General features: G+C 70.8%; 20 protein-coding genes, 1 pseudogene and 1 riboswitch. Of the genes and pseudogenes, 12 read left to right on the plus strand and 9 right to left on the minus strand.

The window, feature by feature from the left end; genetic code table 11:
• Window positions 1-27: 27 nt before the first annotated feature.
• Window positions 28-1,263: a tetratricopeptide repeat protein gene (locus tag ACFVWD_RS01320; RefSeq protein ID WP_389593187.1), complete on the minus strand. Its 1,236-nt coding sequence runs from the start codon at window positions 1,261-1,263 to the stop codon at window positions 28-30.
• 201 nt (window positions 1,264-1,464) lie between these two features.
• Here ACFVWD_RS01320 and ACFVWD_RS01325 point away from each other — a divergent pair, with 201 nt between their 5' ends.
• Window positions 1,465-2,013: a DUF6668 family protein gene (locus tag ACFVWD_RS01325; protein WP_389593246.1), complete on the plus strand. Its 549-nt coding sequence runs from the start codon at window positions 1,465-1,467 to the stop codon at window positions 2,011-2,013.
• A gap of 175 nt (window positions 2,014-2,188) precedes the next feature.
• Entirely contained in the window at window positions 2,189-2,830 is a 642-nt protein-coding gene (locus ACFVWD_RS01330; RefSeq protein WP_389593188.1) for a flavodoxin family protein, read from the plus strand.
• A 3-nt stretch (window positions 2,831-2,833) separates the two neighbouring features.
• On the opposite strand, the gene ACFVWD_RS01335 is transcribed toward ACFVWD_RS01330, so the two are convergent.
• The 5 genes from ACFVWD_RS01335 to ACFVWD_RS01355 all read right to left on the minus strand — a co-directional run bounded on the left by ACFVWD_RS01335 (window position 2,834) and on the right by ACFVWD_RS01355 (window position 8,586).
• A complete protein-coding gene (locus ACFVWD_RS01335; RefSeq protein WP_389593190.1) occupies window positions 2,834-3,754 on the minus strand; it encodes an ABC transporter permease in 921 nt (306 codons plus the stop codon).
• A complete protein-coding gene (locus ACFVWD_RS01340; RefSeq protein WP_389593191.1) occupies window positions 3,741-4,736 on the minus strand; it encodes an ABC transporter ATP-binding protein in 996 nt (331 codons plus the stop codon). The genes ACFVWD_RS01335 and ACFVWD_RS01340 overlap by 14 nt, the downstream gene beginning before the upstream one ends.
• 81 nt (window positions 4,737-4,817) lie before the next feature.
• Complete coding sequence (locus ACFVWD_RS01345; protein ID WP_389593192.1) at window positions 4,818-6,050, minus strand: outer membrane lipoprotein carrier protein LolA; 1,233 nt, start codon at window positions 6,048-6,050, stop codon at window positions 4,818-4,820.
• A 323-nt stretch (window positions 6,051-6,373) separates the two neighbouring features.
• A complete protein-coding gene (locus tag ACFVWD_RS01350) occupies window positions 6,374-7,405 on the minus strand; it encodes a CHRD domain-containing protein (RefSeq protein WP_389593193.1) in 1,032 nt (343 codons plus the stop codon).
• Between the two features lie 170 nt (window positions 7,406-7,575).
• Entirely contained in the window at window positions 7,576-8,586 is a 1,011-nt protein-coding gene (locus ACFVWD_RS01355; RefSeq protein WP_389593195.1) for a polyprenyl synthetase family protein, read from the minus strand.
• A 414-nt stretch (window positions 8,587-9,000) separates the two neighbouring features.
• Between ACFVWD_RS01355 and ACFVWD_RS01360 the strand changes: the two genes are divergently transcribed.
• From ACFVWD_RS01360 to ACFVWD_RS01370, 3 genes are all read left to right on the plus strand, one after another.
• A complete protein-coding gene (locus ACFVWD_RS01360) occupies window positions 9,001-11,283 on the plus strand; it encodes a CocE/NonD family hydrolase (RefSeq protein ID WP_389593248.1) in 2,283 nt (760 codons plus the stop codon).
• The gene (locus ACFVWD_RS01365; RefSeq protein WP_389593197.1) at window positions 11,267-11,590 is read left to right on the plus strand and encodes a hypothetical protein; all 324 of its coding nucleotides are present in this window, start codon (window positions 11,267-11,269) and stop codon (window positions 11,588-11,590) included. Before ACFVWD_RS01360 ends, ACFVWD_RS01365 begins: the two co-directional genes overlap by 17 nt.
• Window positions 11,591-11,860: 270 nt before the next feature.
• Window positions 11,861-12,021: riboswitch (cyclic di-AMP (ydaO/yuaA leader) on the plus strand.
• 4 nt (window positions 12,022-12,025) lie between these two features.
• Window positions 12,026-12,742 carry a transglycosylase SLT domain-containing protein gene (locus ACFVWD_RS01370; RefSeq protein WP_389593199.1) on the plus strand — a complete coding sequence of 239 codons (717 nt, stop codon included), beginning with the start codon at window positions 12,026-12,028 and terminating at the stop codon, window positions 12,740-12,742.
• A 137-nt stretch (window positions 12,743-12,879) separates the two neighbouring features.
• Here ACFVWD_RS01370 and ACFVWD_RS01375 read toward each other — a convergent pair.
• The 3 genes and pseudogenes from ACFVWD_RS01375 to ACFVWD_RS01385 all read right to left on the minus strand — a co-directional run.
• Window positions 12,880-13,683, minus strand: a pseudogene (locus tag ACFVWD_RS01375) (HAD family hydrolase); the annotation flags it as partial.
• 302 nt (window positions 13,684-13,985) lie between these two features.
• Entirely contained in the window at window positions 13,986-15,188 is a 1,203-nt protein-coding gene (locus tag ACFVWD_RS01380; protein WP_389593200.1) for an NAD(P)-binding domain-containing protein, read from the minus strand.
• Between the two features lie 27 nt (window positions 15,189-15,215).
• Complete coding sequence (locus tag ACFVWD_RS01385; protein ID WP_389593202.1) at window positions 15,216-16,499, minus strand: ATP-grasp domain-containing protein; 1,284 nt, start codon at window positions 16,497-16,499, stop codon at window positions 15,216-15,218.
• Between the two features lie 332 nt (window positions 16,500-16,831).
• Here ACFVWD_RS01385 and fahA point away from each other — a divergent pair, with 332 nt between their 5' ends.
• The 7 genes from fahA (at window position 16,832) to ACFVWD_RS01420 (ending at window position 25,223) form a co-directional block, all read left to right on the plus strand.
• Window positions 16,832-18,052, plus strand: coding sequence for a fumarylacetoacetase (gene fahA, locus ACFVWD_RS01390; RefSeq protein WP_389593203.1), 1,221 nt, complete (start codon window positions 16,832-16,834; stop codon window positions 18,050-18,052).
• 234 nt (window positions 18,053-18,286) lie between these two features.
• A complete protein-coding gene (locus tag ACFVWD_RS01395; RefSeq protein ID WP_389593205.1) occupies window positions 18,287-19,066 on the plus strand; it encodes a GntR family transcriptional regulator in 780 nt (259 codons plus the stop codon).
• A 147-nt stretch (window positions 19,067-19,213) separates the two neighbouring features.
• A complete protein-coding gene (locus ACFVWD_RS01400; RefSeq protein WP_010986276.1) occupies window positions 19,214-19,441 on the plus strand; it encodes a ferredoxin family protein in 228 nt (75 codons plus the stop codon).
• Between the two features lie 14 nt (window positions 19,442-19,455).
• Window positions 19,456-20,805 (plus strand): ABC transporter substrate-binding protein, encoded by a 1,350-nt coding sequence (locus tag ACFVWD_RS01405; protein WP_389593207.1) that lies wholly within the window; start codon window positions 19,456-19,458, stop codon window positions 20,803-20,805.
• Complete coding sequence (locus ACFVWD_RS01410; RefSeq protein WP_389593209.1) at window positions 20,802-21,659, plus strand: ABC transporter permease; 858 nt, start codon at window positions 20,802-20,804, stop codon at window positions 21,657-21,659. The genes ACFVWD_RS01405 and ACFVWD_RS01410 overlap by 4 nt, the downstream gene beginning before the upstream one ends.
• Window positions 21,643-22,452 (plus strand): ABC transporter ATP-binding protein, encoded by an 810-nt coding sequence (locus ACFVWD_RS01415; RefSeq protein WP_389593211.1) that lies wholly within the window; start codon window positions 21,643-21,645, stop codon window positions 22,450-22,452. The genes ACFVWD_RS01410 and ACFVWD_RS01415 overlap by 17 nt, the downstream gene beginning before the upstream one ends.
• 11 nt (window positions 22,453-22,463) lie before the next feature.
• On the plus strand, window positions 22,464-25,223 hold the full coding sequence (locus ACFVWD_RS01420; protein WP_389593213.1) for a fumarate reductase/succinate dehydrogenase flavoprotein subunit: 2,760 nt from the start codon (window positions 22,464-22,466) through the stop codon (window positions 25,221-25,223).
• Window positions 25,224-25,250 lie beyond the last annotated feature (27 nt).

Below are 25,250 nucleotides of genomic sequence, written 5' to 3' on the forward strand. Positions count from 1 at the left end.
CGCGGGGCACTCGTCCTCCCAGCCCTCCTAGGGTGTGTACGGGTTGTCCGCCAGGGAGCGGGCCCGGGCCCGGTCCGCGAGGCGGGTCATACGGGTGCGGGCCGAGTCGAGCTGTTCGAGGTCGTCGGCGGCGGGGCCGCCGTCGGCCACGAGTTCGGTCCACAGCGTGATCAGGTCCTGCCCCAGGTTCAGTCCCTGCACGGGGTCGCGGACGGCGCGCCAGGCCGCGGCGGCGCTCTGTACGTTGCCGTACGCGGCGTCGGGGTCCTGGTGCCGCCTGCGGACCCGGGCGAGGTCGAGGGAGAGGTGGAACGCCCGGAGCGGGTCACCGGCCAAGTAGGCGATGTACGAGGTCAGCTCACGCAGCCGCAGCACCTCCGGGTGCTCGGGGCCCAGCGACCGCGCCGCGTCCGCGCCGACCCGCTCCGCCATCCCCGTGGCCTCTTCGATCCGGCCCGTCTTCACGGCCTCGTTGATCCGCGCCACGGGCTCCACGAGGAACGCCGCGCCCTCCGTCTCCTGAACCGGTGCCAGCACCGACTCGGCGACGGCGTCGAAGCCGCGCGCGGGAGTGGGCTTCGGTTCCGACTCCGGCTCGGGGTCCATAAGGGACATGGCCTCCATCGCGGGAGCCGGACGCTCAGGAGTCAGCCCCACGGGCGGCGGGCCGAACTCGCCCGTCGGAGCCACCGCGACGCCGGGCGTGGCGTCCCGCGTCGACTCCGGCAGCGCCCGCAGCACATGCGTCGCCGCGGCCCCGGGCAGGGGCTGAGGCTCCGACACCGGCATCGGTCGCGGCACCGGCTGCGGCTCCTCCACGGCCCGCACCACGTGCGTCGCGCTGTCCCGCGGCGGAACCGGAGGTACCGGCGGCGGCGCGGGTGGAGCCGTGGGCATCGCGGGAGGGGATTCCTGCACCCTGGGCACCTCGGCCGGCGGCCCCACCCGTACCGGCTCGCCCGTGTACCGGCTCGACCCGTCCCCGTACACCTCCAGCGGTACGACGAAGCCGATCCGTTCGTCGTGAACGGTGGCGAGGACGGAGTGACCGACGGCGAGGGCGAGTCCGTGGAGGTGGTTCAGAACGGCGGCCTGGACGGTCTCGCCGGGCACGACGACGACCGGCACACCGCCGACCGTGGCGGCGCCCCCGCTTTCCCCCGCAGGCACGGGGACCCACACCTCCAGCGGGCCGGCACCGGGGCCGACCATCGAGCGCTGCCGCTTGGATTCCCGCTTCTGTTCGCGGCTGAGTCGAGCCATCGATTCCCTCACTCGGGTCGTACTTCCATGCGTCGACCTTGCCTCAAGATCCGGTCAGGTACATACAGTCAAGTCTCTCGGCTCACCACCGCTGCATGCGTCACTACGACGTCACAGGCTCGTAAGAGTGGCCGACAACAAGGATGACGGTCGGTGACGACCGATGACTGGCGATGGACGGCCGAGGAGAGTGGTCAGGTGATGCAGGGGAGCACGCGGCAGGGGACGGATGGGCCTGAAATCTGGCTCCGCGGGCCGGTCGCCGACACGGTGGAACCCACTCGGTGGCCCGAACCCGCCGGGAACGAACCGGGCCACCTCGCCGTCGGCCCACGACGGTTCGCCTGGGTCGCGACGCACGGCGGAGCCGGCACCACCACACTCGCCGCGGTCTTCGGCGGCCATGACGCCGGGCGGAACTGGCCCCGGCCCGACCAGGGAGAACCGGGGTCGGTGCTCCTCGTCGGACGTACGCACGCGGCGGGACTGGACGCCGTCTCGCACACCCTGGACACCTTCCGCCGGGGCGAGGCGCCCCCGGGGCTCGACCTCGACGCCGTGGTGCTGGTCGCGGACGCGCCCGGACGGCTGCCCCGCCCACTCGCCCAGCGCGTCAAGGTGATCGATTCGATGATCGACGTGTATCAGGTGCCGTGGATCCCGGCGTGGCGCATCGGTGACCTCGCCTCGCCGCCGCCCCGCGAAACGGCCGCGCTGGCCCGCCTGACGGGCGCCGCGCGTCTGCTCTGACCCCCGACAAGACCCCCGGCAGCCCGCAGCCGGCGGCAGGCGGCCAGCGGCGGGCGGAGGCGGAGGCGGCCCCGTGTCGCACCATGGACGTCTCATGCGCATGCATATATTGTGTACGCATGCAGTCGTGGCCGTGGTGTTCCACGACCCGTCGCACACGCACCCTGGGGGACCCATGAGCCGTCATTTCCTGTTCCTGCTGGGCAGCAGCCGCCCCGACGGCAACACCGAGCTGCTCGCCCGCCGGGCCGCCGAACAGTTGCCCGCGGATGTCGAGCAGCGCTGGCTGAGCCTCGCCGAGCACCCGCTGCCCGACTTCGTGGACCTGCGGCGCGACAGCGACCACGTACACCCGGCCGCCGGAACCACCCCGGCGCTGCTGCTCGACGCCACCCTGGCGGCCACCGACATCGTGATCGCCTCGCCGCTGTACTGGTACTCGGTCTCCGGCCTCACCAAGCGCTACCTGGACTACTGGTCGGGCTGGCTGCGTACCCCCGGCGTCGACTTCAAGGCCAGGATGGCGGGGCGCACCCTCTGGGGCGTCACCGCGCTGGCTCACGAGGAGGAAGAGGTCGCCGACCCGCTGATCGGCACTCTCGACCACTCGGCCGCTTACCTGGGCATGCGTTTCGGCGGGGTCCTGCTCGGCAACGGCAGCAAGCCCGGTGACGTACTGAAGGACACGGCCGCGCTGGCGCGTGCGAAGACGTTCTTCGCACGGGAGGCACCGCTCGCCCGCTACCCCTACGAAACGCACGACACCGACGACAGGCGCGAAAGGCGCGAAACGCAGGGCATGGCAGCCGCGCGCTAGCGGCTACGCGGTGATGTCCTTCGCCGTGAACCGCGCCCACGCCGCCGAGCCGAACACCGCCGCGTACAGGCCCTGGAGTCCGAGATTGCGGACCAGGTCGTCCCAGTACACCGGGTCGCGCATGAGGTCGGCGAAAGACAGCCAGTAGTGGGAGAAGAAGTACGGCTGGAGGGCGTGGAGCTGGGGGATCTGGTCCAGGATCTGGATGGTGATGAGAAGGCCGACCGTCGTCGCCATCGCCGCGATGCCGCTGTTGGTCAGCGTCGAGACGAACAGGCCGAGGGCCGCTACGCCGATCAGTGACGCGGCGACGACCAGCGCGATGAGGAACGCCCGCCCCAGCCCCTCGGTGAAGCTGATCCGGGTCCCGGAGATCGTCGTCAGCTCGCCCAGGGGAAAGAGCAGCGCGCCGACCGTGAGCGCCGAGAGCGCCACCACCAGGGTCGCGACCAGGCAGAACGTCATGGTGGTCGCGTACTTGGTGAGCAGCAGGCGGGTGCGTCCGGCGGGCGCGACCAGCAGGTAGCGCAGCGTCCCCGCGTTCGCCTCGCCCGCGATCGCGTCGCCCGCGATGACGCCGATGGCCATCGGCAGGAAGAAGGGGAGGGTCGCGGCGAGCGCCGTGAACACCAGGAACAGGCCGTTGTTGGTGATCTGCGAGATGAACGCCGGTCCTTCGCCGCCACCGCCGCCCCCCGTGGAGCCGTCGCGGGTCTCGATCTTGATCGCGATGCCGATGAGGATCGGCACGGCCGCGAGCACGGCGAGCAGCGCGATGGTCCGCCAGCGCCGGAAGGTGGTGAGGAGCTCGCTGCGGAAGAGTCCGAAGGTCCACAGGGGGCTCGGTTTCCGTACCGCCGTGTCCTGGACGCGTATCGCCTCGGCCTCGACTTCAGCCTCGCCCTCGGTCTCAGCCCGCGACATCGAACCCCTCCCCCGTCAGCGCCACGAACGCGTCCTCCAGTGAGGCCCGTTCGACGCCGAAGCCACGGACGCGGACGCCCGCCGTGACCAACGCGGCGTTCAGTTCGGCGAGTTCGCGGTCCGGAGGTTCGGCGGTCACGCCCGTCTCCGTCACGACGAGATCCGCTAGTCCCTGTTCCTTCAGTACGCGCGCCGCGTCCCCGGGGTCCGGGGTGGTCACGACCAGCCGCCCTCGCGCCCCCGCCGCGAGCTCCGCCACCGGGCCCTGGGTGATCAGCCGCCCCTGTGCCATCACGGCGGCGTGCGTGCACACCTGCTCGATCTCGTCGAGCAGGTGTGAGGAGAGGAAGACGGTCGTGCCGTCCGAGGCCAGCTCCCGCACGAGGGAACGGATCTCGCGCATGCCCTGCGGGTCGAGGCCGTTGGTCGGCTCGTCCAGGACGAGCAGGCGGCGGGGCTGGAGCAGTGCGGCCGCGAGCCCGAGCCGCTGCTTCATGCCGAGCGAGTACGCCTTCGCCTTCTTGCCCGCGGCCGCGGTGAGTCCGACCCGGTCGAGGGCGGCCGCGACGCGGGTACGCCGGGTGCGCGGGTCGGCGGTCGGGTCGGCGGCGTCGTACCGGAGGAGGTTGTCACGGCCGGAGAGGAAGCCGTACAGCGCGGGGCCCTCGATGAGGGCGCCCACGTGCGGGAGCACGGCGCGGGTGGCGCGGGGCATGGGCTGCCCCAGCACACGCGCCGTGCCCGAGGTCGGCTCGATCAGGCCCATCAGCATGCGGATGGTGGTGGTCTTGCCCGAGCCGTTGGGTCCGAGGAAGCCGAAGACGCTGCCCGCCGGGACGGTCAGATCGAGGCCGTCCACGGCGAGCTGTCCGCCGCGGAAGCGCTTGGTGAGCGCGCGGGTGGCGATCACCGTGCCCTCGGCGGACGCGGTGGCGGTGCCCGCCACAGGCGGGTCCGTACCCTCGTCGGACCGCTCCTCCATGGGCTCCCTCGTTTCGGCTTCGTCCGTACCCTGGTCGGTTCCGTCCGTCGGTTCCGTCCGTCGGTTCCGTCCGTACGGTGCTCAGTGGGCCGCGTTGGCCGCCTTCACCAGCGCGTCCTTGGTGACCGCACCGGCGTACACCTTGCCGTCGTCCGTGATCAGTGCGTTGACCAGGCGGGTCGAGAAGACCGTGCCCGAGCCGAACTTGCCCTTGACGTGATCACCGAGGGAGTTCAGGAACCCGGAGAGGTTGCCGCCCTCGGACGACGAGCCGGAGGGCATGCCCTGGCCGCCCGTGTCGAACTCCGCGATGGTGCTCCAGCCCTTGCCGATGGTCTTCAGACCGTCGAGCCCCTTGCCGAGGTCACCGCGGGTCGGAGCGGACTCCGGGGCCTTGGTGTCCTTGGTGTCCTTGGTGTCCTTGCCCTCGGTGACCTTCGCACCCTTCGGCGGGGTGAAGTCGAAGGTCGAGGCGGCCGGCTTGGCGAAGGCGACCTGGGTGAAACCGGCGTCCACTACGGCCGCGCCGCCGCTCTTCGGGACCAGCGTGAACTTCAGCGGCACCCCGGTCTTCGCGTCCACCGCGACGGTGATCGCTCCGACCGTGGAGCCGGACTGCTTCGGCTTGATGAGCAGCTTGTAGGCGTCACGGCCCGCGACCTGCGCCGTGCCGTCGACCGTCACGGAGGTCGTGTCGTCGACCGACTTCAGGGCCTCGTCGGCGAGCTCCTTGGGCGTCGTCGGGACGTCCTTCGGCGCCTTCTCCCGGCCCTTCTCGGCTGCGGGGGCCGTCGAGTGGTACACCTCGTTCGACTTGCTGTCGTACGCCCATACGTCGCTGCCGTTGTGGATGACGCTGTACTCGGCGGCGTTCTCCAGGACGGAGACCTTGGCCTTGTCCGGGCCGTCGGCCGCGACGCGCACCGTGTGCGTGCCGGAGGCCAGCTCCATGAGCTTGGACTGCGGGTCGGCGGAGGAGCCGCCGGATCCCTTGGTGGCGCCGGACAGCATGCCGCTCTCCAGGCCGCCCAGGCTGGGCAGTCCGAGATCGGTGCTGACCTTGACCGTGCCGGACAGCTGCTGGACGTCCGATTTGGCGATCTTCTCGATGAGCTGCTCTGCGGTGATCTTCGGCAGGCTGGGGTCGCCGGAGTCGGCGAGCGCCGGGACGAGCCCGATGGTCGCGGCCGCCACCCCCACCACTGCGACCGGAACGACGTAACGAGCCGCCTTGCGCCGACCGGCGCGGACGTCGTCGGCCTCGTCGGGCAGCCCTTCCGCCCCGGCGGTCCTGTCGGATTCGTACGGTGCCATGTGTGCCTTACCTCCGTCGTCGGCGGCGGCCTACCGTCCTCACTTCTCCACCCCTATAGCCGCCATTCTCACCCGAACCGGTGAGGAGTGGTGTTCTCAATCTGACCAAATCGGCCGACGAGAAGCGTCAGACCCCGGACTCAACTCCACGTAGTCCTGCGGTATGACGTGAGGAGGCGGTGGCTCCCCCGACCCGTAGGGGTTGGGGAAACCACCGCATGAGCCTCACTGCGCCTCGGTACCCGTCAGCACCGCACGAAGCCCGTACCCGTCAGCGCTGCACGAAGCCCGTGTCCGTCGGCACCGCACGAAGCCCGTGTCCGTCAGCGCTGCACGAACACGTAGTCCGCCCGGTAGGGCACGCCCACGATCGTGCCCGGCGAGCAGGAGCCGGCCGGGGCGACGCCGCCCACGGTGTTGAGCCGCAGGATCTCCTGCGTGTCGGCCAGCAGACCGCGGTGCTTGCCGGACTGGGTGGCCTTGAGGTCCAGCTCGGCGATGTTCTTGTCCCCGTTCGGAGTCTTGGAGATCACCGCTCCGGTGACCGCGCTGCGGTCGGGCGCGACCCACTGCGGCGTACCGGAGTTGGGCTTCACGAACGTGTGCACGATGTCGCCACCGAGCAGCGCCGCGACGTCACGCTGCGCGAAGGCGTAGCCACCACCCTCGGCGGGCTTGCACTCGTAGATCTGCTTGCCCTTGACCACGGACGCCTGGAAGTTGTCGAGGGCGTCACGGAAGTCGAAGGAGCCGGTGACCTTGTGGAGCTGGCCGCGGACGGCTCCGCCCGGGAACTCGGCCGTGTGCAGATTGGCGTAGAACGCGCCCGGGTCGTTCTTCAACCGCTCCAGCAGCGCGGCGTCCTTCACCTTCACGGTGCCGACCACGTGGTGGCCCTTGATCTTGCCGAGCAGCTTGGTGAAGTCGATCTTGACGCCGCCGTTGGTGCCCTTGGCGCCCTGGTGGATGTGGAGCATGGTCGGCCTGCCGGTGCCGCGCCAGGTCACGGCGACGGACACCTTGTCCCCCTTGACCTTGATGAACTCCAGTGCCGCGCCGTCCTTGTCGCCGACGGCGGGGCCACCCTGGACGGGCACCTCGTTGGCGCCACGGAGGCTGGTGGCGAGGATGGTGCCGCCGCTGCCGCCGACGACTCCGCTCTGCGCGACGATGGTCTGGTCGCCGTGCGCCGATTGGCTCATGCCGCCGTGGTCACTGTGGTGGCTGCCGCCGGCGGCGACCGCCGGGATGACGGCGGCGGCCACACCGGCCGCGGCTGCCACCGCGACACCGGCCAGGACCAGGCCCTTGCGACGCATGTCCGACATGGCATTGAACGTGGCGTTCGATTCCATGATTCTTTTTTCTCCCCGTAATGCAGCTGACGCCCCCTGCGTCAGCTTCTGCACGGGAATACGGACCGATTCCTACCCTGGACTCAATCCAATAGTGTGACGTGCGTCACATCCGAGAGCGTGCGCGTCGACGCCGGGGAGGGCGTACGCCAGTGGCGCGCTCCGGGCGCCTATCCGGCCCGGTGCACCACCGCGTCCACCAGCTCCACGAGCGCGGCCTTCGCATCGCACTCGGGGAGCGGAACGAGCGCGGCCCGGGCCTCCTCCGCGTACCGCACGGTGTCACGGCGGGCCTGCTCCAGCGCGGGATGCGCCCGCAGCAGGGCCAGCGCCTCCGCGTGTCGGTCGTCGTCCGTGAGGTCGGAGTCGAGCAGCTCGCACAGCGCGATGTCCTCGGCGAGACCGAGCCGCTCCGCCCGCTCACGCAGCCGCAGCACCGGCAGCGTGGCGATGCCCTCGCGCAGGTCCGTACCCGGCGTCTTCCCGGACTCGTGCGAGTCGGAGGCGATGTCCAGCACGTCGTCCGCGAGCTGGAAGGCGACGCCCAGCCGCTCCCCGTACTGCGTCAGCACGTCCACGACCGTCTCGTCGGCGCCCGACATCATCGCGCCGAACCGGCACGCCACGGCGACCAGCGAGCCGGTCTTGCCGCCGAGCACGTCGAGGTAGTGGTCGACCGGGTCGCGCCCGTCGCGGGGCCCCGCCGTCTCCAGGATCTGTCCGGTGACGAGCCGCTCGAACGCCTCGGCCTGGATGCGCACGGCCTCGGGCCCGAGGTCGGCCAGGGTGTGGGACGCGCGCGCGAAGAGGAAGTCGCCGGTGAGCACGGCGACCGAGTTGCCCCAGCGGGTGTTCGCGCTGGGCACGCCGCGCCGCGCGTCGGCCTCGTCCATCACGTCGTCGTGGTACAGGGTGGCGAGATGGGTCAGTTCGACGACCACGGCCGAGGGCACGACACCCGGCGCGTAGGGGTCACCGAACTGCGCGGCGAGCATCACGAGCAGCGGACGGAACCGCTTCCCGCCGGCGCGCAGCAGATGCTGCGCGGCCTCTGTGATGAAGGGGACCTCACTCTTGGTGACTTCGAGCAAGCCCTCCTCCACAGCCGTCAATCCGGCCTGGACATCGGCTTCGAGAGCCTGGTCCCGCACGCTCAGCCCGAACGGCCCGACGACGGTCACGAGAGGTTCTCCTGTCTGCTGACGATCACATGGCGAACTCGGTCGATCATTCGGTCGATGACACGGTTTGTCGATGTGTCGCTGCCATCACTCAAGTCAGCGTATCCGGTCACGTTTCGATCACCACGAGCGCCCACCGTCCCCACTGCCGACTTCCTCCCGACTTCCCTCTCCCCCGCTACCCGATGTCCCCCGAGCGGCAGACAGTCCCACACCCGGGCGGTACGGGATCACGGACGGTATGTTCTTGATCGGTCGATTCGGCCGGATATCGGACGTATTGGCTGATCGGACAGGTTGAGAGCCGACCGCCGAAGACGACCGGGGCACCGAGGACGACCGCAGGGCGCTGAGGACGCAGAGGACACCGAGGACACCGAGGACACCGAGGACACCGAGGACACCGTGATGAGCATGCACATCCGTACGTCCTTCTCGCACGAGACGACTCACGAGGATCTGTGGATCCCTCTCCCGGACGGCACCCGCTTGCACGCGCGCGTGTGGCGCCCGCTGACCGACGCGCCCGTCCCCGCGCTCCTCGAATATCTCCCGGACCGGCTCACCGACCGGACCGCGCCACGCGACTGGCAGCGCCACCCCTGGTACGCGGGCCACGGCTACGCCTCCGTCCGGGTGGATGCGCGCGGTTACGGCAATTCGGAGGGCGTGCCGGCGGACCCGTACGGGGAGGGCGAGCGGGCCGACGGGGTGGAAGTGATCCACTGGCTGGCGGACCAGCCCTGGTGCAGCGGCGCGGTGGGCATGTTCGGCGTCTCCCGGGGCGGCTTCACCTCCCTCCGGATCGCGGCCCTCGCGCCCGAACCGCTCAAGGCGATCGTCACGGTCTGCTCGACCGACGATCCCTATGACAACGACGGGCACCGCATGGGAGGTTCCGTCCTCGCCCTCGAGACGCACGCCCGGGCGGCCACGGCGCTCGCCAACGTCGCCCGTCCGCCGGATCCGGCACACGTGGGCCGGGTGATGTGGCGCGACATGTGGGTGAAGCGCCTGGAGACGGTGGAGCCGTTCATCCATACGTGGCTGTCCCACCCGACCCGGGACGCGTACTGGCGCCACGCCGGTGTGCGCGAGGACGGGGGATACGGAGGGATCCGGGCCGCCGTGCTCGCGGTGGGCGGCTGGCACGACCCGTACCGCGACACGGTGCTGCGGCTGGTCGAGAGCCTTCCCGCCGACCGCGTGCGCGGCCTGATCGGCCCTTGGTGCCACCAGTACCCGGACCGGGGCCTGCCGCCGGGCCCGGCGATCGGCTTCCTCCAGGAGACGCTGAGGTGGTGGGACCACTGGCTCAGGCCGACCGATACCAGCGTCCCAGAGCCCGAGCCCGACGTGATCGGTCATCCCGACCTCTATGTGATCGGCAATCCCGACCTCGGTGCGATCAACAATCCCGGCCCCGACGGGACCGCCGATCGGGGCCCCGGCGCAACCGCCCACCCGAACCCCGGCACGACCCCCGAACCGGACCCCGACGCAACCGCCCACCCGAACCCCGGCACGACCGCCCACCCGAACCCCGGCGTGAACAACCGTGACGTGATGGCGCAGCCCCTCCTGCGCTCCTACGTCATGGCCGCGCACCCCCCGGCGACGACGTACCCGTCCCTCCCCGGCCGCTGGGTGGGCGACACCGCCTGGCCCTCACCTTCCGTGACCCCGATCGCGTACGCGCTGCGGGGCGCACCGGTGCTGGTGCGCTCCCCTCAGCACACGGGCGTGGACGCGGGCAGTTTCCATCCCGTCGGGAACGACGCGGACCTGCCGCCGAACCAGCGGGAGGAGGACGCGAGATCGGCCTGCTTCGAGTTCGAGGTCCCGGGGGAGACCTGGGTCCTGGGGCGCCCGAGGGTCCGCCTCCGTCTGACGTCCCGCTCCCCCCGGGGCCAGGTGATCGCCCGGGTGTGCGACGTCGCTGCCGACGGTTCCTCGACGCTGGTGACCCGGGGTGCTCTGAACCTGTCAGCGCGCTACGGCTCCGACCAGGCGGTCTCCTGGAAACCCGGCTCTACGGAGGACGTGGTTTTCGACCTGACCGCCATCGGCTACGCATTCCCGCCCGGCCACCGCATCCGGCTCTCCCTCTCCTCCGCCTACTGGCCGTGGATCTGGCCCCAGCCGGGCTCGGCGGTGGGGTTCATCCTGGACCCGGCGGCCAGTTCCCTCGAACTTCCGGTGCGAGCGCGGGAGTCGGACCCGGGGATCACCTTCGAGGAGCCGGAGCAGTCCGAACCCCTGGGAGTGACGTCCCCGGCCACCCTTGACGAACCCCGCCCCGAACGCCTGGTCGCCCGTGATGTGGCGAGGGGCGAGTGGCGTGTGGAGGTCGTCCCTCGCCAGGACGGCACCCGTGTCCACCCGGACGGCCTCGAATGCACGGAGGACGCCCTGGACACGTACACCATCGACGAGTCGGACCCGCTCTCCGCCCGCACCCGCTCGACGAGGTCGATCCGTCTGCACCGCCCGGAGCTGCCCTGGGACGCCCGGGTCGAGACACGCTCCGAACTCAGCTGCGACGCCCGGGAGTTCATCACCTCGAACGAGCTGATCTGCAAGGACGGCAACGAGGTGGTCTTCCATCGGACGTGGGAGAGGAGAATCCCCCGGACGGCGGACTCGAGTCCCGGCGGCGGCATGGGCAACCCTGAGGAGCATGGCGCGGACCGGTGAGTTCCTGATGGCCCTGGACGAGGGGATGCTCGCGTACTTCCGCGAGATGGCCGATGAGATGGTCACGCGCTTCGGGATCCCTCGGGCCGAGGCGGTGGCGAGGATCAACAGGGCTTACGCGGGGCAGGAGTTCGGCCCCTACCCGGACCTGATGTGCCACGAACTCCCCGAATACCGGGCCTACGGCCTCTACTTCAAGCCCAACGCCGGCCGGCTCCCCGGCGACGACCCCGACACGGACCTGTCCGTGTGGGAGGTGCGCCCGGCTCCGCCCGCGGCCTCACCGGCCCGGACACTCGAAGCCTGATGTCCGATTTGCCGCCAGTGCCGCTTTATTTCTGCTTGGTCGCGTGAGTTGGGTCACGCCCATGCGAGGTGGGCTCTTTATCCCCTCTTGACGACTTTCCCTTTGCGTAAGGCAAGTTGAGTGTCACGTTCCGGATTAATCGGGCATTTTCTCCCCCGTATTTCGCAGGTGAAAGCGATCTACACCGGGAAATCAGGGCTTGTTCCGGACATGTGCTCTCGCATACGTTCACGTCGATCCGGACGGACCGCCCAATCCTGCCGCCGACCGGAATCTCCCAGCCACCCACACACGCACGGCAGGAGCGGGGGACCCAGGTAAGCCGCCGATCCGGACACCGGAACGGCTAGGGGTGAAGTCGCACACACCGTGCGGCCGGGCAGCTCCCGCCCGAACCCGACAGCTCACCTCGCAGGCACCGGAGAGGAATTCGCCATGTCCGCACGAGGCAAACGCCACAGCTTCAAGACCCACAGCACCCTCACTCGGGGCATCCTCGCCGCGGGACTGGGCGGAGTCACGCTCGCCCTTCCGATCGTGGGCGCGACCTGCGCACAGGCCGCCACCCCCACCGCCGCCGCCACCACCACCAACGACGTCCGGCTCATCACGTACAAGGTGGTCGCGGGCGACACCCTGGCCAAGATCGCTCAGAAGTACCCCACGAGCGGTGGCGCGGCGAAGCTGTACGTCGCCAACCGCGCGGTCATAGGCCCCAACCCGACGACGCTCCGCCCGGGCCTCACTCTGACCGTGGGCACCAAAAGGGTCAAAACCCCCACCAAGGCGACCCCGGCGCCCACCGCCGCCAAGGCCTCCGCGAAGACGTACGCGAACAACCTCGACGGATGGATCAAGCACTCGCTGGACATCATGGCCCGCGCCAAGATCCCCGGCACCTACAACGGCATCCACCGCAACGTCATGCGCGAGTCCTCCGGGAACCCCCTGGCCATCAACAACTGGGACTCCAACGCCAAGGCCGGCATCCCCTCCAAGGGGCTCCTCCAGGTCATCGACCCGACGTTCAAGGCCTACCACGTGCCGGGCACGTCGATGAACCCCTACGACCCGGTCGCGAACATCACGGCGGCCTGCAACTACGCGGCGGCGAAGTACGGCTCGATCGACAACGTCAACGGGCCCTACTGATAGGACTGGTGGGGCTGGTTGGGCCGGTAGGGCTGGTACGACTGCCAGGGCTGATGGGGCTGATGGGGTCGAGGAGACTCGGACGGCTGCCGGGGCCCACGGGGCTCTCCGGACTCCCGGAACCGATCCGGCCGGCACGGGAACAACCGCTCCAGTACCACCGCGATACCGTCGTCCTCGTTCGACAGCGTCACCTCGTCGGCCACCGCCTTCAGCTCCGGATGAGCGTTGGCCATGGCGACCCCCCGGGCGGCCCAGTCGAACATGGGGATGTCGTTGGGCATGTCACCGAAGGCGATGGTGGCGGCGGGAGTGAGACCGAGGTGGGCGGCGGCGAGCGCCAGACCGGTCGCCTTGGTCACGCCGCATGGCTGGAGTTCGACGGTCCCGGGCCCCGACATGGTGACGGTGGCAAGCGAGCCCACCACACCGCGGGCCGCCGATGCCAACTCGTCGTCGGACAGCGACGGGTGACGGAGCAACACCTTGCTGATCGGCTCCGTCCACAGGTCGTCGCGGCGGTGCACCCGTACCGCCGGAAGCGTCGGATGCGGCATCACGTACCCCGGCTCGATGAGCGTCAGCCCGTCCACGCCGTCCTGGTCCACCGCGGCGTAGAGCAGCCCGACCTCCGCCTCGATCTTGCCGAGCGCGGTCTCCGCGAGTTCCCTGTCCAGGGTCACCGACCACAGCAGGCGGTCCGCCGCCGCGTCGTACAACTGCGCCCCCTGCCCGCACACCGCCAGCCCCGCGCCGCCGAGTTCGTCGAGCAGCGGTCGAACTCTCGGCGCCGGGCGCCCCGTCACGACCAGGTGCCGGGCGCCCGCCTCGGCCACCCTCGCCAACGCGGCCCGGGACCGGTCGGAGAGGGTGTCGTCGCCGCGGAGCAGCGTTCCGTCCAGGTCAGTGGCGATAAGTGAATATGCAGTCGGAGCGGCCATGATCCGAAGAATACGGATCGAACGACTCATCGGCCCGGCGGGAACCGGACGACGTCCGGTATCCCGTCAGCAACGCCGTTCACCGTACGGGGCGTTCCGGGCGTACAGAGTGCACTTCCGCCCCGCCCGCCGAAGCGGGCGGTACGAAAAGACTCCGAGCGGAATGTCACTCCAGAGGATGACGCGGCTGCGGTGACTGTGGCTGCCTGAGCCCAACACGAGCTCTGACGCGGCCGGTTGGGCCCGGCCCGGGGCGTGGCTCACGAGCCGCCGCCCCCTCGGCCGTACGGACCCTGGCCACCTCACCCGTGCGCGCCCGCCAAGTGCTTGGCAAGCCGCGGCGAAGCGAACTCCGTACCGCACACGAACCGCATCACCGGCCCGTAGGAAGCCGCCGCCGGCAACCCCGTGAAGTACAGCCCGGGCACCGAGGAGCAGTACCCGGCACCGAGCTTGGGAGTGCCGCGGCTCACCGCGAGTGCCGTACGCAACTCGTGTCCCAGGAAGTCCATCGCGGCGATGTCGACGCGGTAGCCGGTCGCCGCGATGACATGGTCGGCGGAAACCTCCTCGGTCCGGCCGCCCAGGGTCTGCACGGAGAGGACCGGACGCCCGTCGGAGACGTCGGCGCGAACGATCCCGGAGATCTCGCTGACCTCGACCTTGCCCTCGAAGCGGTCGCGCAGCCACCACGCGCCGAGCGGGCCGAGGACTCGGCGGACCAGATAGTGCCGGGTCTCGGCGGGCAGATAGCGGTAGGGGTGCGGGTAGTAGCTGAGCGCCCACAGGGACCAGGCGCGCCCGAAGGGCGACTCGGGGCGCAGCTTCGGCTGCTTCCAGGGCGGCGCGCCGAAGGCGACCCTGCCTCGTCCCCGGGACACCACCCGCACCTGCGCGCCCGCCTCCGCCGCGAGCGCGGCCGTCTCCAGCGCGGACTGGCCCGCGCCGACGACGATCAGCTCCTTGCCGGAGAACCGGGTGAGGTCGTGGTGCTGGGAGCTGTGCGAGACGGGGCCGGTGGGTGTGGGTCCGTCCGCCGCCGCGCCGCCGAGTTCGGGCGGCAGATGGGCGAGTCCGTACAGTCCCGTGGCCACGACGACCGCCCGCGCCGTGAACGACTCCCCCGAGTCCAGCTTGAGTTCGAAGCCCTCGCCGCCCCGGCGGTCGACGGACACCACCCGCACCCGCTCCAGCTCGGGCACCAGCTGCTGCTGGAACCACTCGCCGTACGCGATGAACGTCTCGACCGGAATGATGTCCTCGTCCGTGACGAGCCGGCGGATCCCCGCCGCGTCGCAGTAGTCGGCGATCGTGTGGCCGGGCTGCGGGGCGTCGAGGCTGGACGCGACCGGAGTCGACTTGAGAAGCATCCCCTCGGGCATGTGGTCACGCCAGCTCACCATGGGCTCGCCGAACACGCGCACCGGGATACCGCGCGCCCGCAGATGGGCGGCGGTGGACAGGCCGAACGGGCCGGCACCGATGACTGCTACCGGATGAATCACGAAGTCCCTCCCCAGGACGTACTTTCGTCACTTCGTGGTCGTACTGGTGCTGTTGCCACGGCGGTTGGTCCGCCACAGCTGATACAGATGCCTCGCGCCCGGCCGCACGAAGCGCGCGAGCATCGTGAAGAACGGCCGCAGGTCGTCACCCGCGAGCCAGGCCAACTCCGTACCGCTCGCGCGAGCCGGCGCGTGCGGGGTCGTATAACCGCTGCGCCGGTAGGCGAGCAGGGCCGGCAGGTCGATGTTCTCCACGATGTACCGGTGACCGGCCCGCTGTTCACCTTCGGGAACGGTGCGCCCGGTCAGGTCGAGATGCATGGCACGGACGACGTCGATCCCCGACTCGTTCTCGAAGAGCCGGAACTGCGCGCCCATCCGGGGGTTGAAGTCGAGAAGTTTGTACTGCCCGTCGCGCCGGTCGAAGCGCAGGTCGAGGTCGATGACGCCGCTGAAGCCGATCTGTTTGATGAAACGCGCGGCGAGGTCCGCGAGTTCCGGATTGTCGACGACGTACGCGTTCGCCGTCATTCCCGCGTGCGGCGGCCAGGAGCGGACCTTCACGCCCGTGAACATCGCGAGCGGCGTCGAGTCCGCGTCGAAGTACGCGTGCACGATCCAGTCCTCCGCCTCCTCCCTGGGCAGGTACTCCTGGAGGATCACGCCAGGCTGATCACCCCAGTCCCGGGCGAGTGACAGAAGCCCCTCCCGGGTCGCGATCCTCGTCGTCCCGTTCACCGCCGGCTGGCTGCGGCGTACGAACGCCTCCCGGTTCTTGGCGACGATCGGAAACCGGGCGCTCTCGGCGAACGCCACAATCTCCTCGTACGACTGCGGAAAGGCCGCCGCCGGACTGGGGATGCCGTGTTCCACACAGAGTTCGTGCAGGCCCTGCTTGCTGGCGAGGCGCCGGGGCAGTTTGGCGTCCACCCGAGGGAAGAGGAACCGCTCCCCTAGCTCCTCCTGGTGCTCGGCGATCAGGACGGCCGCCTCCTCGTCCGTCGGGACGAGCACCGTCGGCCGCCCGATGCGGGCCCCGATGCGCAGCAGCCCCTCGACGAGACGCTCCGGCTCCTCCGTCCCCGTCGTCGGCCAGACGAAGGCACGGCGCAGATAGCGCGAGGCCGCGGCAGGCGTGTAACGGTCCTCGGTGATCGCATACATCGGTATGCCGAGGCGGCCCAGACTTCGGATGGCGCCCACACCGCCGTGGTGCAGCGGATAGTCACCAAACTTCACGATCAAGCCCGGAACGTTCCGGTCGGCGTCGACCGGTACTCCGCTGACGCTCCTGGCCACGGGTCCCCCCACGTGTCCCCCCTACGGACCGGACCCACCCCGTCCGTGTCCCCAAAGGACGCTAAGCCGGAACTACCGCGTCCGACAAGGCCTATTCGGACATTGCGAACTCTTTAGGCACTGCCGAGGCAACTCTTCGGGTACGGCCACTGCGACTCAAGACAGCTCGCGGCGACTCACGGCAACTCTCTGGGCACTGCCACAGCACGTCACTCCCCCGTAACCTGTGCCGCGACCACCCGGAACACGTGAAACACCCACACGTGCACCGCGCGGATCACACGGCCAAGCCAGATCACACGGATCACACAGCGCGCACGACCACGAAAGCGAGGCACCACCCGATGCCCCCCTTCGACGTCCCCGAGGGCGATCCCTTCGGCCCGCACAACCTCCCCTACGGCGTCTTCTCCCGGGCCGGAGCGTCCGAGCGGAGCGTCGGCGTCCGGCTCGGCGACCACGTCCTCGACGCGGGAGCGACCGCCCGGGCACTCGGCTCCCCGTACGCCGAACTGCTCGCGCAGCCCACCCTGAACCCGCTGCTCGCCGCCGGCCGCACGGCCTGGTCCGACGTACGCCGCGCACTCACCGCCTGGGTGACGGTCCCGGCCCACCGGGAGACCATCGCGCCCCTCCTGTACCCCCTGTCCGAGGTGACCCTGCACCTCCCCTTCGAGGTCGCGGACTACGTCGACTTCTACGCTTCCGAGAACCACGCCCGGAACGTCGGCCAGATCTTCCGCCCCGACGCCACCGACTCCCTCACCCCCAACTGGAAGCACCTGCCGATCGGTTACCACGGCCGCTCAGGCACGGTCGTGGTGTCGGGCACGGAGGTGGTCCGCCCCTCGGGCCAGCGCAAGGCCCCTTCCGACACCGCCCCCGTCTTCGGCCCCTCCGTCCGGCTCGACATCGAGGCGGAGGTCGGCTTCGTGGTCGGCGCACCCTCGACCAGGGGCACGCCTGTCCCTCTCTCCTCCTTCCGCGATCACGTCTTCGGACTCTGCCTCCTCAACGACTGGTCGGCGCGCGACATCCAGGCCTGGGAGTACGTCCCTCTCGGCCCCTTCCTCGGCAAGTCCTTCGCCACCTCGGTGTCGGCCTGGATCACCCCGCTCGACGCGCTGGACGACGCACGGGTCGCGCCCCCGGCCCGCACGCACCCCCTCCTCCCCTACCTGGACGACTCCGAGGACGAGCCCGGCGGCTACGACCTCCGTATCTCCGTCGCCGTCAACGGCCACGTCGTCTCCGAACCCCCCTTCTCCACCATGTACTGGACGGCCGCCCAGCAACTGGCCCACATGACGGTCAACGGAGCCTCCCTGCGCACCGGCGACCTGTACGGCTCGGGAACAGTCAGCGGCCCCTCCGAGCACGAGCGCGGCTCCCTCCTGGAACTCACCTGGAACGGCCGCGACACCCTCGACCTCCCCGACGGCAAGCGCGCCTTCCTGGAGGACGGCGACGAGGTCACCCTGACCGCCTGGGCCCCGGGCCCCGGCGGCACGCGGGTGGGGCTGGGCGAGGTGAGGGGCCGCATCACCCCGGCCCCGAACCTCTAAGGCCGGGGCCCGGAACGGCAGCTCGGCGAGGAGTGGGGTCAGTCGGCCCAGTGGGGTCCGGGGGCGCGGCCCTGGCGGAGTGCAGGGGCGAGGCCCTGCGGCGGCCCCCCACGGGTGGCAGATCTCCCCTCCTCCCGGCCAAAACCGCAGGCCAACCCCCGGCCCTCACCATCGACAGGTGGCGCAACACTCCAGCAACACCACCACCCGCACCCCGTCGGTATGGTCCGTCGCATGCCCACCGAACGCATCCGAGAGCACGCCGGCCCCGGCGCGACCACCGTCGCCGCCCACCGGCGTCGGCTGCGCGCGGACCGGGCGAGGCAACTCGCCGACCTGCTCCGCCACCAGGTGCTGACCGGCAGCTTCCCGGACGGCACCCTGCCGCACGAAGCCGCCCTCGGCACCGACTACCGCGCCTCGCGCAACACCGTCCGCCAGGCCCTCGACCTGCTCCGCGCGGAGGGCCTGGTCGAACGCTTTCCCGGCGTCGGCACCGTCGTCGTCGCCCAGAAGTACCCGCACGGACTCGACCGGCTGATGGGACTCGCGGAGACCCTGCGCGAACACGGCCAGGTCACCAACGAGGTCCGCACGGTCGGCCCCGTGGCCGCGCCCACCCCCGTGGCCGACCGCCTCCGTATCGCCCCCGGCGCCGACGTCCTCTACATCGAACGACTCCGCCGCCTCGACGGACTCCCCCTCTCCCTCGACCTCACCTACATCCCGCTCGACCTGGGCACCGACCTGCTAGGCGCCGACCTGGAGAACACCGATGTCTTCCGCCTCCTGGAAGCCATCGCAGGCCAGCCGCTGGGGCACGCCGAGATCACCCTGGAGGCGGTCAACTCCGACGCACACTCGGCGGCCGTCCTGCAAGCGCCCCGCGGTGCGGCCGTCCTCATGCTGGAGCGGCTCACCCACCTCGCCGACGGCCGCCCCGTGGACCTGGAGTTCATCCGCTTCCGCGGCGACCGCATCACGATGAGCGGCCAGCTCCGCCGCACGCTCTGACGCCTCTCTTCACCACATCACCGTCACCCCCCTTCCTCACCGCGCCCCTTCCTCACCGCGCCCCCTCACCACCGCGCCCCTCCACCCCTTCATCGTTTCGAAGGGCCCTTCCGGTTCATCCCACGCACGACTTTTCTGGAGACAGCCATGCCCTTGGCGCCCCAGCGGGCCGACGTGCCCGTGACCATCGACGAGTCGAAGTGCATCGACGGCTGCACGCTCTGCGTGGACATGTGCCCCCTGGACTCCCTCGCCATCGACGAGAGCAACGGCAAGGCGTACATGCACGTCGACGAGTGCTGGTACTGCGGCCCCTGCGCGGCCCGCTGCCCCACCGGGGCCGTCACGGTCAACATGCCCTACCTGCTCCGGTGAGAGGACCGACTCCCATGAAACTCAAGGCATTCGCCGCCCTCGCCACGGCGGCCCTCGTACTTCCTCTCACCGCCTGCGGCGGCAGCGCCACGACCGGCGCCGGTTCCACGGTCACCATCACGGTCGGCTACCAGTCCAAGACCATCAACACCGTCACCGCGGGAACCCTGCTTCGTTCCCTCGGCTCCTTCGAGAAGGAGTTGAACTCCCTGAGGGACGGCACCACGTACGAGGTGAACTGGCAGGACTACGCGACCGGCGCCCCGATCACCGCCCAGATGACCGCCGGTAAGATCGACATCGGCTCGATGGGCGACTTCCCGCTGCTGATCAACGCGGCCCGCGGCAAACAGCTCGGCCGCCCCACCCGCCTCGTCTCCGTCACCGGCTACAACCTCCGAGGCGGCCTCAACACCATTGTCACGGCACCGGACTCGAAGCTCGCCACCCTCGACGACCTGCGCGGCAAGAAGGTGTCGACCAGCATCGGTTCGGCGGCCGACGGCACCCTCGTACGAGCCCTGCAGCGCACCGGAATCGACCCGGACAAGGGCATCCAAAAGCTCAACCAGCAGCCCGCGGTGGGCGCTTCGGCCCTCGCCGCGGGCAGCACCGACGCGCTCTCGCAGTTCGTCGCCTGGCCCGGCCTGCTCGCCTTCCAGGGCAAGGCGAAGGCCCTGTACGACGGCGCCGCACTCGATCTGCCGACCTTCCACGGCGTCACCGCCCGCGAGGACTTCGCGAAGAAGCGCCCGGCCGTGCTGGAGGCCTTCCTCAAGGCCCAGGCGGAGGCGACGACCTACCTGCACGACCACCCGCTGGCCGCCGCCCAGAAGGTCGCGAAGGCGACCGATCTGCCCGCCGAGGTCGTCTACCTCTACAACGGCGCTCACGGCATCGCCACCTTCGACCCGGCCCTCAAGCCCCAGCTGATCTCCGCGCTGAAGAAGGACGTCTCCGTCCTGAAGTCGGCGAAGCTCGTAGGAGACGTCGACGTGGACGCCTTCGTCGACGACCAGTACGTCAAGCGCGCCCTCGGCCCGACCGCGTACGCCGATCAGCTCGCCGCGTCACCTCCACCGGCCGCGAGCGAGGTGTGGCCCAAGGGCGCCTCCTCGACCCGTACCTTCGCCTCTCCCTCCGCTCTCCTCCACTACGTGTCCTCCCACCGCGACGCCGTCCGCGCCGCGTACGTCCCCGACGCCACGACCGGCACCCTGTGGTTCGCCGACCGGGCGGTGTGGGTGGCCGACGGCAGCGACCTGCGCCCGTTCGTCACGGCGGAGACCGCCCGGGCATACCTCGCCGACCACCAGGGCGCGCACACGATCTCGTACGCCTCCGCGCTGGAGCGGGCGTCATGACCCGGTATCTCGTCAGGGCCGCGTCGCTCGCCGCGGCCCTGACCGCCTGGCAACTGCTGACCAGCCTGAACGTCGACCTCTGGCTGCGCTTCTCGCAGTTCCCCACCGTCGCCGACGTGGCCCGTGCCTTCGGTGACCGCCTCGGCGGCCACGACTACTGGACGGACCTCACCGACAGCCTCACCCGGATCCTCACCGGCTTCCTGCTGGCGGCCGTCCTCGGGGTGGCCACGGGCGTGCTCGTGGCCCGCTCGCGCCTCGCCGAGGACCTGCTCGGCCCGCTGGTGGAAGTGGTCAGGCCGATCCCCGCCATCGCGCTCGTCCCGGTGGCGATCCTCCTCTTCCCCGACAACGAACAGGGCATCGTCTTCATCACCTGCGCCGCCGCCTTCTTCCCGGTCCTGGTCTCCACCCGGCACGCGGTTCGTGCCCTGGCCCCCGTGTGGGAGGAGGCGGTGCGCACCATGGGCGGCGGCCGATGGCGGATCCTCGGCTCGGTCGTCCTGCCCGGCGCCCTTCCCGGGATCTTCGGCGGTCTCTCGGTCGGCATCGGCGTCTCGTGGATCTGTGTGATCTCCGCCGAGATGATCTCCGGCCAGTACGGCGTCGGCTACCGCACCTGGCAGGACTACACCGTCGTCGACTATCCCGGTGTCTTCGTCGGCATGGTCACGATCGGTGTGCTGGGCTGGGTCACCTCCACGGCCGTCGAGCGCGTGGGGCGGTGGCTCACCCGGTGGCTGCCACGCACCGAGTACGTCGCCGGGGCGCGCCCGCGCAAGGCCCCCGCCCCGGTCTCGTCCGTCCCGGAGCCTGTCCGCGAGGAGGGGGTGCGCGATGAGCACCTCGTCTGAGACCGGAACGCCCGTCTCCGCGCGCGGCACCCGGCTGTCCCTCGCACGCGCCTCGCTCGGCCGCCCCGGCGCGCCCGTCCTCGAAGGCGTCGACCTTGACATCACCCCCGGCGAGATCATCACCGTCGTAGGCCCCTCCGGCTGCGGCAAGTCGACCCTCCTGCGCACCCTCGCCGGGCTGCTGCCCGCACTCGCCGGAACCGTCGCCCAGGACGGTCGCCCTCTGGCGGGCCCCGGTGCCGACCGGGCGCTCGTCTTCCAGGAGGACGCCCTTCTTCCCTGGCGCACCCTGCGCGCCAACGTAGAGCTCCCGCTGGCCATCAAGGGCTCGTCCCGCACCGAGCGACGCGCGCAGGCCTCGGCCTGGCTCGCCCGCGTCGGACTCGCCGACCGCGAAAGGCAGTTGCCGCACCGCGTCTCCGGCGGCCAGCGCCAGCGCGTCCAGCTCGCCCGCGCCCTCGCCGGAGCACCCCGCGCCGTCCTCATGGACGAACCCTTCGGAGCCCTCGACGCCCAGACCCGCGCCGGCATGCAGGACCTGCTCGTCGAAGTACTGCACGGCACCGGAGCGACCGTCGTCTTCGTCACCCACGACGTGGACGAGGCGCTGTTCCTGGGCGACCGGGTCGCGCTCCTCGGCTCCGGACACCCGGCCGACGACGGCGGCGGTCCCGGCAGCCCGGGCCGACTTCTCTGCGTACGTGAAGTTCCGCGCCCGCGTGAGCGATCCGCACTCGACGACCCGGCGCGGCTCACCCTGCGCCGCGAGATCCTCACGTCCCTCAGCACCTGAAAGGCACCCTCGTGGACACCCTCGTGGACACCCTCGTGGAGATCCCCGCGCTCGCGGACGCCGAAGAGCTGTCCTGCGACGTACTCGTCATCGGCGGCGGCACGGCCGGCACGATGGCGGCCCTCACCGCCGCCGAGCACGGGGCCGACGTCCTCCTCCTGGAGAAGGCCCACGTCCGCCACTCCGGCGCGCTCGCCATGGGCATGGACGGCGTCAACAACGCGGTCATCCCCGGCCGCGCCGAACCCGACGACTATGTCGCCGAGATCACCCGCGCCAACGACGGCATCGTCGACCAGTCCACCGTCCGCCAGACCGCGACCCGCGGCTTCGCGATGGTGCGGCGCCTGGAGTCGTACGGCGTGAAGTTCGAGAAGGACGAGCACGGTGAGTACGCGGTCCGCCAGGTGCACCGCTCCGGCTCGTACGTGCTGCCGATGCCCGAGGGCAAGGACGTCAAGAAGGTCCTCTACCGGCAGTTGCGGCGCCGCGAGATGCGCGAGCGCATCCGCATCGAGAACCGGGTGATGCCGGTACGGGTCCTCACGGCGGAGGGGCGTGCGGTGGGTGCCGCGGGCTTCAACACCCGCACGGGGCGGTTCGTCTCCGTACGCGCCGGGGCGGTGATCCTCGCGACCGGCGCCTGCGGCCGCCTCGGCCTGCCCGCCTCCGGCTACCTCTACGGCACGTACGAGAACCCCACCAACGCCGGTGACGGCTACGCCATGGCCTATCACGCCGGCGCCGAACTCACCGGCATCGAGTGCTTCCAGATCAACCCGCTGATCAAGGACTACAACGGTCCCGCCTGCGCCTACGTCGCCAACCCCTTCGGCGGCTACCAGGTCAACCGGCACGGCGAACGCTTCGTCGACTCCGACTACTGGTCGGGCCAGATGATGGCCGAGTTCGCCGCCGAGATCGCCTCGGACCGGGGCCCGGTGTACCTCAAGCTCAGCCACCTCCCCGAGGAGTCGATCAGCGCCCTCGAGTCCATCCTGCACACCACCGAACGCCCCACGCGCGGTACCTTCCACGCCGGTCGCGGCCACGACTACCGCACCCATGACATCGAGATGCACATCTCCGAGATCGGCCTGTGCGGCGGCCACTCCGCTTCGGGCGTACGGGTCGACGACCACGCCCGTACGACCGTGCCCCGCCTGTACGCCGCCGGGGATCTGGCCTGTGTCCCCCACAACTACATGATCGGCGCGTTCGTCTTCGGCGACCTCGCGGGAGCGGACGCCGCCCAGTACAAGCCCTACGAGGGCGAGTTGCCTCAGGACCAGCTGCGCGACGCGCACGAACTGGTCTACCGCCCGTTGCACCACCCGGACGGACCCCCGCAGTCCCAGGTCGAGTACAAACTCCGCCGCTTCGTGAACGACTACGTGGCACCGCCGAAGTCCGGCGCCCGGCTCTCCCTCGCCCTGGAGGCGTTCGAACGGATGCGCACGGACATCGCGGAGATGGGTGCCCGTACTCCGCACGAGCTGATGCGGTGCGCCGAGGTCACGTTCATCCGCGACTGCGCGGAGATGGCGGCCCGCGCCTCCCTGGCCCGCACGGAGTCCCGCTGGGGCCTGTACCACGACCGCACGGACCATCCCACGCGCGACGACGACTCCTGGTTCCACCACCTCGACCTGCACAAGTCCCCCTCCGGCTCCATGGAGTTCACGGCCCGTCCCGTGGCCCCCTATCTCGTCCCGGTTCCCGACTTCGCCCCGACGGGCGGCCCCTCCCGACACCTCGGCGAGGTCCACCCGGAGGCGGTCGCCACGGCGGGGGCACGAGACGCCGCGCCGGTGGCCTCGGCGCCCCCTTCCGTCACGGTCGCCGTCACCGATCCCGACGGCAGGGGACTCGACCACACCGGCGGCGGCACCTCGCCCCGCCTCCTCGCACTCCTCACCCTCACGGAACACGAGCCCGAACTCAGCGCGCTGCTGCCCTACTTGGACGACCCGTCCCCCGCTGTCCGACACTCGGCCGTCGGCGTCCTCACCGAGACCGTGCCGCCCGGCACCGGTCCCGCCCTCGCCGCCGCACTCCGGGACCCGCACGGCGACGTCCGGGCCACCGCCGCGGCCTCGCTGCGCGAGCTGGTGGAGACCCTGCCGGCCGAGCCGGACCTGCGCGAGGGCCTCGCCGCCGCCTTGACCGAGGACGATCCCGTCGTACGCGCCGCCGCCCTGGACGTCCTGCGCGCGCTGCGCCTGGGCGACGCGCAACTGTTCGCGAACGCCCTCGCCGATCCCGAAACCGCCGTCCGCGTCGAAGCCGTGCGCGCCCTGGTCTCCGTCGACGCCACGGAGCCCCTGAGCCGGGCAGCGACCGACCCGTCCCGCGAGGTCCGCGTCACGGTGGCCAAGGCCCTCGCCAACGTGACCCCGGGAAAGCTCGTCGAGGACACCCTCGACCGGCTCACCACCGACCCGGACGCTCTGGCCCGGGCAGCGGCCTTCGCGACGCTGGCCGTCACCGGCTGCCCCGCGTCCCTGGCCGCGCGTGCCGTCGCCGCTCAGGCCGACCCCGCCTGGCAGGTGCGCTCCGGCGCCGCGACCGCGCTGTCCGCCGCGGAGGCCGGGGTCGCCGTCCCGGCGCTCGCCCGGTCCCTGGAAGACCCGAACGCCGACGTCCGCAAGGCGGCGGTCCTGGCCCTCGTACGGCACTCCGCGATCGACGAGGGCGCCCGCGCGGCCCTGGCCACGGCCACGGCGGACTCCGACGCGGACGTCAGGGCGTACGCGTCACGGGCCCTGTGATCACAGCGTCGGGCAGAGGGCCGGGAC

The organism is Streptomyces sp. NPDC058086 (assembly GCF_042885015.1).
Lineage (GTDB): Bacteria > Actinomycetota > Actinomycetes > Streptomycetales > Streptomycetaceae > Streptomyces.

Coding starts and splice junctions, on each gene's coding strand:
- ACFVWD_RS01320 (WP_389593187.1), bottom strand. CDS start 1,263: ATGGCTCGACTCAGCCGCGAACAGAAGCGGGAATCCAAGCGGCAGCGC.
- ACFVWD_RS01325 (WP_389593246.1), top strand. CDS start 1,465: ATGCAGGGGAGCACGCGGCAGGGGACGGATGGGCCTGAAATCTGGCTC.
- ACFVWD_RS01330 (WP_389593188.1), top strand. CDS start 2,189: ATGAGCCGTCATTTCCTGTTCCTGCTGGGCAGCAGCCGCCCCGACGGC.
- ACFVWD_RS01335 (WP_389593190.1), bottom strand. CDS start 3,754: ATGTCGCGGGCTGAGACCGAGGGCGAGGCTGAAGTCGAGGCCGAGGCG.
- ACFVWD_RS01340 (WP_389593191.1), bottom strand. CDS start 4,736: ATGGAGGAGCGGTCCGACGAGGGTACGGACCCGCCTGTGGCGGGCACC.
- ACFVWD_RS01345 (WP_389593192.1), bottom strand. CDS start 6,050: ATGGCACCGTACGAATCCGACAGGACCGCCGGGGCGGAAGGGCTGCCC.
- ACFVWD_RS01350 (WP_389593193.1), bottom strand. CDS start 7,405: ATGGAATCGAACGCCACGTTCAATGCCATGTCGGACATGCGTCGCAAG.
- ACFVWD_RS01360 (WP_389593248.1), top strand. CDS start 9,001: ATGCACATCCGTACGTCCTTCTCGCACGAGACGACTCACGAGGATCTG.
- ACFVWD_RS01365 (WP_389593197.1), top strand. CDS start 11,267: ATGGCGCGGACCGGTGAGTTCCTGATGGCCCTGGACGAGGGGATGCTC.
- ACFVWD_RS01370 (WP_389593199.1), top strand. CDS start 12,026: ATGTCCGCACGAGGCAAACGCCACAGCTTCAAGACCCACAGCACCCTC.
- fahA (WP_389593203.1), top strand. CDS start 16,832: ATGCCCCCCTTCGACGTCCCCGAGGGCGATCCCTTCGGCCCGCACAAC.
- ACFVWD_RS01395 (WP_389593205.1), top strand. CDS start 18,287: ATGCCCACCGAACGCATCCGAGAGCACGCCGGCCCCGGCGCGACCACC.
- ACFVWD_RS01400 (WP_010986276.1), top strand. CDS start 19,214: ATGCCCTTGGCGCCCCAGCGGGCCGACGTGCCCGTGACCATCGACGAG.
- ACFVWD_RS01405 (WP_389593207.1), top strand. CDS start 19,456: ATGAAACTCAAGGCATTCGCCGCCCTCGCCACGGCGGCCCTCGTACTT.
- ACFVWD_RS01410 (WP_389593209.1), top strand. CDS start 20,802: ATGACCCGGTATCTCGTCAGGGCCGCGTCGCTCGCCGCGGCCCTGACC.
- ACFVWD_RS01415 (WP_389593211.1), top strand. CDS start 21,643: ATGAGCACCTCGTCTGAGACCGGAACGCCCGTCTCCGCGCGCGGCACC.